Annotated in this window: 5 protein-coding genes (1 of these 5 cut by a window edge); 4 read left to right on the forward strand and 1 reads right to left on the reverse strand. The window is 39.5% G+C overall.

Features of this window, described 5'->3' with window-relative positions:
* Together GXZ72_00830 and GXZ72_00835 are read left to right on the forward strand one after the other, a co-directional pair.
* Positions 1-315: the 3' portion of a Ni/Fe hydrogenase subunit alpha gene (locus GXZ72_00830; GenBank protein HHT18098.1), read on the forward strand. It extends 1,104 nt beyond the left edge of the window; only the last 315 of its 1,419 coding nucleotides appear in the window; its start codon lies off the left edge, out of view; the stop codon is at positions 313-315.
* A 23-nt stretch (positions 316-338) separates the two neighbouring features.
* Complete coding sequence (locus GXZ72_00835; protein HHT18099.1) at positions 339-1,577, forward strand: 4Fe-4S binding protein; 1,239 nt, start codon at positions 339-341, stop codon at positions 1,575-1,577.
* A gap of 150 nt (positions 1,578-1,727) precedes the next feature.
* Here the strand turns inward: GXZ72_00835 and GXZ72_00840 are convergent, their stop codons facing one another.
* Positions 1,728-1,925, reverse strand: a complete 198-nt coding sequence (locus GXZ72_00840) for a CooT family nickel-binding protein (GenBank protein ID HHT18100.1) — start codon at positions 1,923-1,925, stop codon at positions 1,728-1,730.
* Positions 1,926-2,346: 421 nt separating this feature from the next.
* Here GXZ72_00840 and GXZ72_00845 point away from each other — a divergent pair, with 421 nt between their 5' ends.
* Positions 2,347-5,241, forward strand: a complete 2,895-nt coding sequence (locus GXZ72_00845) for a DUF11 domain-containing protein (GenBank protein HHT18101.1) — start codon at positions 2,347-2,349, stop codon at positions 5,239-5,241.
* Positions 5,238-10,240, forward strand: a 5,003-nt coding sequence (locus GXZ72_00850) for a DUF11 domain-containing protein (protein HHT18102.1), incomplete at its 3' end; no start/stop codon positions are given. The genes GXZ72_00845 and GXZ72_00850, both read left to right, overlap by 4 nt.

The following is a 10,240-nucleotide window of genomic DNA, read 5'->3' on the forward strand; positions in this document are numbered from 1 at the left end:
GGAATTGTAGAAGCATCCCGAGGAACACTAACCCACCACTATGCTTGTGACGAAAACGGACAAGTTACCAAAGCTAACATTATTGTTGCAACCATCCAAAACAACCCCGCCATGGAAATGGGTATTCAAAAAGTCGCCAAAGACTACATTAAACCTGGAGTAGACGTAGACGATAAAATCTTCAACTTAATGGAGATGGTTATCAGGGCTTATGACCCATGTCTATCCTGTGCAACCCACCAAATCGATAGTCAAATGAGGCTTGCCACCCTTGAAGTGTACGACAGCGAGGGACACCTCGTTAAAAAGATTTAAATACATTTTAGAGGGTGAGAAAGATGATAGTGGTTAACAAGGAAGACTGCATTCGATGTGGGGCCTGTCAGGGTGCCTGTCCAACTGCAGCAATCATCGTATCTCCAGAAGATGTCAACTATTGTGATGTCTGTGGAGGAGCACCTAAATGTGTGGATGTCTGTCCCACTGGTGCTCTTAAAGCTGATGAGCTAGCATTGGATGAATCTGGCAACACCCAAACCAGGATTACCTTCAACCCCCAACTCTGTGACGAGTGCGGGGACTGTGTAGAAGTCTGCCCCCCCCAGATCCTTAAATTAGAAACTGGTAAAGTGCAGACCTTGCCTTTACAGGGATACTGTGTCATGTGCCAGCAGTGCTCAGACATTTGCCCAGTAGATGTTATCGGAGTAGAAGGAGTTAAAGAACCTAAAAAACTGGACTTAGAGATCACCAGCCCAGTCTACATAGTGGACTGTGTAGGATGTGGTATGTGTGTGGATGAATGTCCAGTAAGCGCCATAACACTCCCTGAATACGGTGAAAGCATAACCATCGATGAAGACACTTGTATCAAATGTGGGGTCTGTTCACAGACCTGCCCATGGAACGCAGTGTATATATCCGGAAGAAAACCAGAAAAACGTGCCAAAATACTCAACAAGTTTGAAATTGACACAGATACATGTATCGGTTGTCAGGTTTGTGTAGACGCCTGTCCTGGTGACTTCATAGAACCTAAAACTTCTGAACTAACAGTAGAACTACCGGAAATCTGTACTTACTGTGGACTATGCGAAAAAATGTGCCCAGTGGATGCCATCACTCTGGATGTTGAACTAGGACCAGCCAAACCTGCCTCTGAAACAGGGTTGGTATGGGATGAAGAAAAATGTGACTTTGTAGGAGCATGTGCCCGCACATGTCCCAACGAAGCTATCCGGGTGGTTACAAAAACCGGAGTTCAAGTACCAGGAGATGTTGAAGTAGGTGGAGAACCATCATTTGCTATGTGCACCCGTTGTGGGGCATGCACAATTGCCTGTCCAAACGATGCATTAAATCTGGTGGAAATCGACAAAGAAATCGATGGTGAGATTGTCAAGAGGAACAGAATTGAGTACAGTCCTGATAATTGCCAACAGTGTGGTGATTGTGTAGAAGTATGTCCTTACAACATGCTGAAACTCACCGACGACAAAGTACCACTCAAAGGATTCTGTATACTCTGTGACCAGTGCATACCAGTCTGTCCACACGATGCGTTTTCCCTTAAATAGGTAAAAAAATCGAAACCAAAAAAAAAAACCAATTCGGTGGAATTTTCCACCCCTCTTTTTATTTTTCGCAAATAATTAAGTTCTTATTATTATTTAGTTACTAAAGAAATAGTATTAGAATTATATTATTTTCATAAAAAAATTGTGTACTTATTTAACTAACCCCTTTTCATCTACTTCTATGAAAATACTATGTTTTTCAAGGTCTAATTCAACTATTTGGCCTTCTACTGTCATTCCTTGGTTTAAAATATCTACCATCTCTATCCGGTTACCATAAACTTTGATATTAATCACATCATCCATTAATTTAATCCCTTTATTGTCGTAAACTGTTGATTCGCACATTTTTATTACCTCTTTTATTTTTTATAGTTATTTCTTCTATGAACTGTCTTTAAAGCTATTCAGTTCTTATTATCACTTATCTTATGTGTAGTAAACAATGAATTTAAGATTAACTGATGTCACATGCTCTGAATGTAAGTACAAACATATAATCATCACATTTTTTTGACGCATAATTGAGGAATTTTAGTAATACTTTTTATATAGTTTTTTTTTTGGTTTTGTTCATGAAATAAGTTTTTATTTAAAAAATTGGAACTGAATATAGTCAAATAGTAAAATGTATATAAGTTAAGTTATCATAACTAAATGTTAACTATTGTATAAAAAACAACTATCATATCAATATTGTTGTTTGTGAACAATGCAATTTTGGGAAGAGCATATAAAAAAAACTAAAACATTTATGGTGGAGTTATTCATGTTGGGGTCATGGGATAAAAACAAAACTATATTAACAATACTCTTTGTGTTAACAGTTCTTTGCGCATCCGGAGCTGTTACAGCTGCTGAAAACTCGAATTACATAACTGATAACAATATAACTTCAGAATTATCTCTTGCTAACTCAATTAATAATAATGATCCCTCTCAAGATCAACAAAATATCCCCACATCTTCCCTTAACCCCTCTTCACATTTTTCAGAATCCATAATAAGTGGTAATGTAATTAGATGTACCAATGGAAGTTCCTTCCCCGGAGTAACTGTTTCTGTGAAATCTCCAGAAGGCACTGAAGTTGCCAGAACAACCACTGACTCTGATGGTTTTTATATAATATCTTTTGCAAGCAATGAAAAAAATTTCTATGTTTCAGCCAGTTATCCCGGCCACATGACATTAACCAAGTTTCTCACACTGATGGCCAGTAACAATGCTGATGACCCTAATTTTTATGGACAGCTTAACTTCCAGTTAGGCCCTGAACCCACCTTATCTATAAATGCTCCATCTTCACAGCTTGTGAATGAAACTTTTGACTTCACTATTACCTTTGATAATGCCGGGGATGAAACCGGTTTCGGACCAACAGTCCAACTAATTTTACCCCCAGAAATACAGTTTAATTCTGCAACTTTCCTGGGTGCTCCTGTAAGTGTCACTAATGTTGGTACTTTTCCAGTTTCTGGAGAACTAGTAGATCCACTTTCTGGGCTTACAGTAACTGGCACACCAGGATTCCAACTTTACATTTTTGAATATCCGCTGGGAAGTTTCACCACTGGTCAACCCCCAGCAACAATAAACATCAACGCGCTTTTACTTGGAAACTCCGAACTAGGAGTTCCATTAAACATCACTGGTTATCCAGTGTTCAGATTTGGTGCCAATGAAGTTGGTACAAATCCTATAAGGGGACATGAATCAACAGCACAAGTAACACCCACAGTGATCCAGATTACCAAAACTTCAAATGCACCAGAACGTGAAACAGCAACAGGTAGAAATTATCCTATCACTTACACTCTCACAGTTGATGTTGCAAATGGACAAACAATTAATTTGGTAGAAGTTGCTGATCTTATTCCTGGAAATCTTCAATTCTTACAAGTACTTAATTCTGCAGGAGGCACAGTAACTCAACAACCATCACTCACAATACCGGGTGGTCTTCTACAGATAATGTTTTCCAGTATCACAGGTGTATTAGGTCCTGACAGAATTATCACTTATGAAGTATATGCACCAAAATTTGATAATAATTCCCAACATGTTTTGGATGAAACTACTGGTTCTTGGGCTTTAGCAAACAACACTGCAAATGTGACTGGTATATATAATGGAATAAATGTTTTTTCCAATTCGACTTACTCTGTAACTTTGAAGCCACTTGCCATACAAAAAGGAGTGGCTGATGTAAGTACACCCCCAAGTCCAAAACCAACTGACATTCTACGTTATACAACCAACTTTCAGGTTTCGGATTATTTCAGTATGGGTAATGTAATAATCACAGATGTCATGGGTGATGGGCAAAGGTTCCTAACTGACCCTAGTTACATACCAAGTGTAGTGTTACACCTTCCATCGGGCGGCCCTTTTACACTAGAATTCGATGTCACACCTAACCCTAACCCTCAGATGTCTTGGACATACAATCCAACCAATGGTATTACAACTATAGTATTCAATATTACTCGATTGTTGATTGATAATGGATACAGTGGAATTCTAGAAGGAGGAAATTATACTGGAACAAACTATGGTGCAACCGCAGGCACATTGACCTACTGGTCCGAGATCAAACTAAACTTAACAGAACCTATCAATCACCCAATTGTTTCTAATGACATGATTGATAATACTGTTACCATTGATGCTAATCTGGTAAATAGTGGACATGGTGTTTCAGATGGAAGTAGAAGTGAAGTGGTCATTGTAGCCCCATCAATTTGTAAACAAATTTACAAGATCAATGGAAACGATCCAATTGGACCTCCCTACATAATAAGACCAGGAGACACAGTAACTTTCTCCATATGTGTTAACGTTCCAACAACCAACCTTGAAAATTTCATTCTAATAGATTATTTACCAATACCATTTTTAAGAGCCACTGAATTTGTTGATCTTAATCCGGTTCCAAAAGACCAGTATGACACTCCACCGCCTGCTGGAAGATGGAAATTAGCATGGGACGATACTTTAAGCACATTAAGTGGAGTAACACCAACATTAATTATCGATGCAACTCAAAACACTCTCACATTTTTCTATGGTGAGATCCATAATTCCACTCAACCCCAAAGCCTTGCTCACATATTGTTCACAGTAACAGCAACCGGAGATCCAATGGCAGACGGGTTGTACCTAACTAACCTTTTAAATGTTGTTCATAACAATAATTTTGACGAATCTTTTTCTGACAACACCATCGTTTCCATTGTAACTGGAGAGCCAGCACTCACAATTAATAAGATGGCCACTCCTACTACCAATCTACAAGCAGGAGACGAAGTGACTTATACTATTCTGATAAGTAACACTGGTAATGCACCAGCATACAATGTTATTGTAACGGATAATCTTCTAACATCCAATCCAAGTTACATAGCATCAATCAGCAACATTGTTGCCAGTTATGTGAACGGACCAACAATCACTGGTTTAAACTTGATGGATCTTTTCACAACTGGCGGATTAAATTTCACAGCCTTATATCCTATTTTCTCGGTTGTTGATGAAAATAACACCATTAACATAACTTATACTGTCGTCTTGAACGATACAGTATACCCCCGACAAGTCATCGATAACACTGTCAACATTACTAAATATACATCATTACCCTACCCGAAAGCCCTAACTATGTGAGGGATCCGATAAGTTCCACTGCTTCGGTACAAATCCGCGATGTAAACTTCACAAAAACCTATGTCTCATCTGTTGATGGGATAAGTTCAACACCCAATCTAACTATAGGGGAAAGAGGGCTATTCAGGCTTGCTATCACTTTACCAGCAGGACAAATAACTGATCTCGTCATAACCGATGTACTGCCTGCAGGTTTAAGTTATGTTTCACATACTCTGGATACCACAAGTTACATTGGAAATCTCGCACCATTAACTTTCAACCAATTCGGCAATACATTAAATTTCCTTTTCACAGGCACAACCAACACAACTACTAACAGCACATTTTTCATTGACTTAATTTTAATTGCTAATGAAAATACTCCTTATCCTGGTTCAACTAATGTAACTGCACAGAATACTGCTACAATGGACTGGAATAACCCAGGACATTCTCCCATTAATCGCGATGCTTCGGTTAATATTGTACAACCTCGTCTAGTTGTTACCAAAACATTCACTCCCAGCATAGTACAGGGAGGTCAACTAGTAAATGTGAGAATTAGGGTAACTAATACTGGACATGCCACAGCGCAGCATGTAATAATCACTGACTCCTTAAATAATGCCGGTGACATATTTGACTTGGGCAGTGTTGTTAGTTACAACCAGAATGGATTCACATTCACTTACCCTGGTAACACTGTAACCTTCAGTTGGGGAGATATCAATCCCGGACAAACTCTGGATTTCTACTTTAATGTCACAACTTTAGACACTCCTTTAATTGGGCCAAGTTACATTAACACAGCAAACGCAACTTACTGGTCTTTACCATGGGACGGCACAAGTCCTGATGATAATAGTAGGGAATACTCAAGCACTGGATCAGACACCATCCGAACTGGTGACCCTAGATTAGAAAAAAGTGTAGTAAATTCCAGCATTCACGGAACATCACAAGACCTCACTATAGGGGAAGTGGTTACCTTCCGTCTCCAAGCATATTTACCTCAAGGACTAATGACCAATCTCAGAATAACCGATACCCTGCCATTTGGATTTGCTTACGTGCTAAACTCTTATAATGTTTATTCTTCCGGGTTCTCCGGTACTTTAGGTACTTTGGTAGTTCCACCCCAAGTAATCGGACAGAACGTGATATTCTTATTCAGCGGTCTAACCAACAGCACTCAATCAAACAATCCTTTCTACATAGAACTTAACGCCACTGTACTAAACAGCATAGAAAACCAGGATGGCAATTCCAAACAAAACGACATGAGTTTAACTTGGGATGAAAACACACATGGACCTTTCACTACCGAAGTATATCTTCAGATTATAGAACCTCGCATTGCAATCACGAAAGCAGCTACCCCCACAGTAGTGGATGGGGGCGATCAGGTAAGTATTACCTTAACTATAAGAAATACTGGTTCATCCAATGCATATCAAATCAACATTACAGATATACTAAACACCACTTTGTTTAACCCTGCAACATGGACATACACTCCGGTGGCAGGATACACTTTCACTCGCAATGCAAACATTATTAGTATTATTGGTGACAGCACTACTTTCATTGCCCCAAGTGGTTCACAAACTTTCACCTTCATGGTAAATGTTGCTACTGATGTTCCCAGCGATTCTTCCTTCACCAACATTGCCAGTGTAGTCTATTCATCCATGCCACCAGGCTTTAACCAAAACAGAACTTACACTGCCACATCAAACGTGGTTAATTTCAACACACCTCCACCATCAATTTCTAAGGCCATAGAATCCACATCCGAGGCAGATTCAACAGGTAACAATGTATTGATCGGTGAAGTGGTGACTTATCGTCTTAATCTAACTATTCCTGAGGGAAAAACCTTAAACGCGGTTATAAGAGATATTTTACCATCTAATTTAGTTTATAATCCTGGGACTGCTCAAATTATGAGAAACAATGCAGCTATAACTGCCACAGGCTTCACTTTCACCCAACCTGCTGGAATCTATGAAAGTTTTCCTGACGCATCTCTCCTACCCTTATTAACCTTTAACTTAGGAGATATTTCCTTCACTGGAACTAATGGTTTAAACAACGGAATAATAAGCATCCGATTCAATGTCACAGTCCTGAACATAGCTGCAAATCAAAACGGAATTCTAATTCCCAATAGTGGGACCCTGGATTTCACCAATGCTACAGGTGTGAGTAGGAGCCTAACTGCTGTTGCACCAGATTTAACAGTTCGAGTACCTCAACTTCAAATTAACAAAGAACCCGACATAAACATAGCTCAGGGAGGAGATGTCATAACATTCTTTATACGTGTGACAAACTCCAATTACTATGCACCAGCCTACAATTTACAAATACTAGATTTCCTCAATTCAGATTACTATAACTTCCATGTTTTGAATATTATACCATCAACAACATCCGTTATTTATCATGACTTCTCCACATCGAACTTACTTAACGTAACTATAGATCGGCTAACTTCTGACGATTGGCTTCACATCTATTACCGTGTCACAGTCAGATCCGACGTTACATACAACGATCAGATAAACAACACAGTCCATGTAACTGGAACCAGTTTGCCCGGTGATCACGGTACCAATGATGCAACACCAGGAAACCCTGGTGATACCGATGGTAAAAGAACTGGAGACCCAACACAACCAGCTGGTGCAGTGAATAATATCAATGATACTTCTACAGCCATTATAACCATCAGATCACCACGAATCTCCAAAAATGTAAATGGTCACAAAACTGAGACCAGATCCATTGGAGAAACAGCAACCGAATATATAGATATCAATTTACCAATAGGTACCACCACAGAATTAAGAATCATAGATGATCTACCGGAAGGATTAGCAGCCACTGGGTTTGGTTACACAGCCACACCTGGAATAAGTGTTAACCAGTTTGTAATAAATGCACTTGGTGGAAATATCTACGAGATAAACTTTGGTAATATAACTGTCACCCAAGAAGGTACTTTAACTTTATATTACACAGTCCTAGTCCTGGATATTCCTGGAAACCAAAACGGAGTAAACCTGGTTAACATTGCAACATTATATTACCTTAACTCTACTGGAGATAGTGTAAATGCCGGTTCAGACAATGCCACAGTTCAAGTGGTTGAACCCAACCTTCAAATTATAAAAACACCAAGCAAAACCAACTTAGCCGTTGAAGAAGAATTTACATACACTTTATTTGTTACACACACACCATCCAGCACGTCTGATGCACACAACCTCATAATAACTGACACAATACCCGATGGTTTGACATTTGTCATCGGATCACAAGTATGTCCTGGATGGATATTCACCCAGAATGGAAACTTACTAACATTTACCAGACCAGTTCTTACTTTATCTGAAATAAGTTCTACAATATTCTTTAACTGCATTGTCAACAATGACTACACTTTAGCTGGTCAAGACATAACTAACTACGCCATTCTCAATTACACATCTACAACTTCTGGTGGAAGAGAGTACACAACCACTAACAGCACCCAAATACACATATTAGGTGCTGATCTGGAAGTGCACAAAGATGGAGATTCACAAGTCAACGCAGGAGAACAAGTCGTATATACCATAATTGTTACTAATAATGGCCCTGACACCGCAATCAATGCCGTATTAACTGACAATATACTGGCACCTTGGTTCAACCGACTTATTAACCCACAATACTCCCTGAACTCTGGAGTAACATGGATCAACATAGTTTCAAACCCATTCAATATATCACTGGGAAACATACTTTCAGGAACAACAGTAAACATTATAATAAGAGCAACAGTAAATGCATCAGCACCAATAGGCACTATAAATAACACAGTTCATGTCACATCATCAACAACTGACCCCAACCCCAACAATAATAACGACACCAAGCTAACAGATGTGGATACTCTTGCTGATTTGGGTGTGACTAAGACTGGTCCGGTTTCTGTTGTTGCTGGTAATGGTATTACGTATACGGTTGTGTTGACGAATTATGGTCCTAGTGATAGTCAGGGTGTGTCTTTGGCTGATGTGATTCCGTCTTGGATTCATAATGTGACTTATGGTGCGGTTAGTAGTAGTTATCCGGGTCATGATGTTCCTTTGGGCACGGTTTGGAGTAGTCCGTTGTATTGGGCTACGGTTTATGCTAATGAGGTTATCACTTTGACTATTACGGGTACGGTTAATAGTAGCACTCCTGATGGTACTGTGTTGACTAATAGGGTGGATGTGACTTCTTCTACTACGGATCCTGATCCTGACAACAATAATGACACGACTGTCACTGATGTGGATACTCTTGCTGATTTGGGTGTGACTAAGACTGGTCCGGTTTCTGTTGTTGCTGGTAATGGTATTACGTATACGGTTGTTTTGACGAATTATGGTCCTAGTGATAGTCAGGGTGTGTCTTTGGCTGATGTGATTCCGTCTTGGATTCATAATGTGACTTATGGTGCGGTTAGTAGTAGTTACTCGGGTCATGATGTTCCTTTGGGCACGGTTTGGAGTAGTCCGTTGTATTGGGCTACGGTTTATGCTAATGAGGTTATCACTTTGACTATTACGGGTACGGTTAATAGTAGCACTCCTTTGGGTACTGTGTTGACTAATAGGGTGGATGTGACTTCTTCTACTACGGATCCTGATCCTGACAACAATAATGATACGACTGTGACTGATGTAGACACCCGAGCATCTCTAACCATCACAAAAACTTCAGTAACAGGAGGATCTGACGTTAATAAAATAGTAGGTGGTTACCCAATACATTACACTATTGTAATAACCAATGTCGGACCTTCAGATGCTCTTAATGTTACATTTGATGATTATTACACTCCAGGTATTTTGATAAACACATATTACTCCACATCTACCGGAATACCATGGACTGCCTACACTAATCCTCTGGTCATCAATCCAATAATTGCCAGTCTGGCTCCAGGACAGAATGTAACTATTTGGATCAACGGTAC

Source organism: Methanobacterium sp. (assembly GCA_012838205.1).
Taxonomy (GTDB): domain Archaea; phylum Methanobacteriota; class Methanobacteria; order Methanobacteriales; family Methanobacteriaceae; genus Methanobacterium.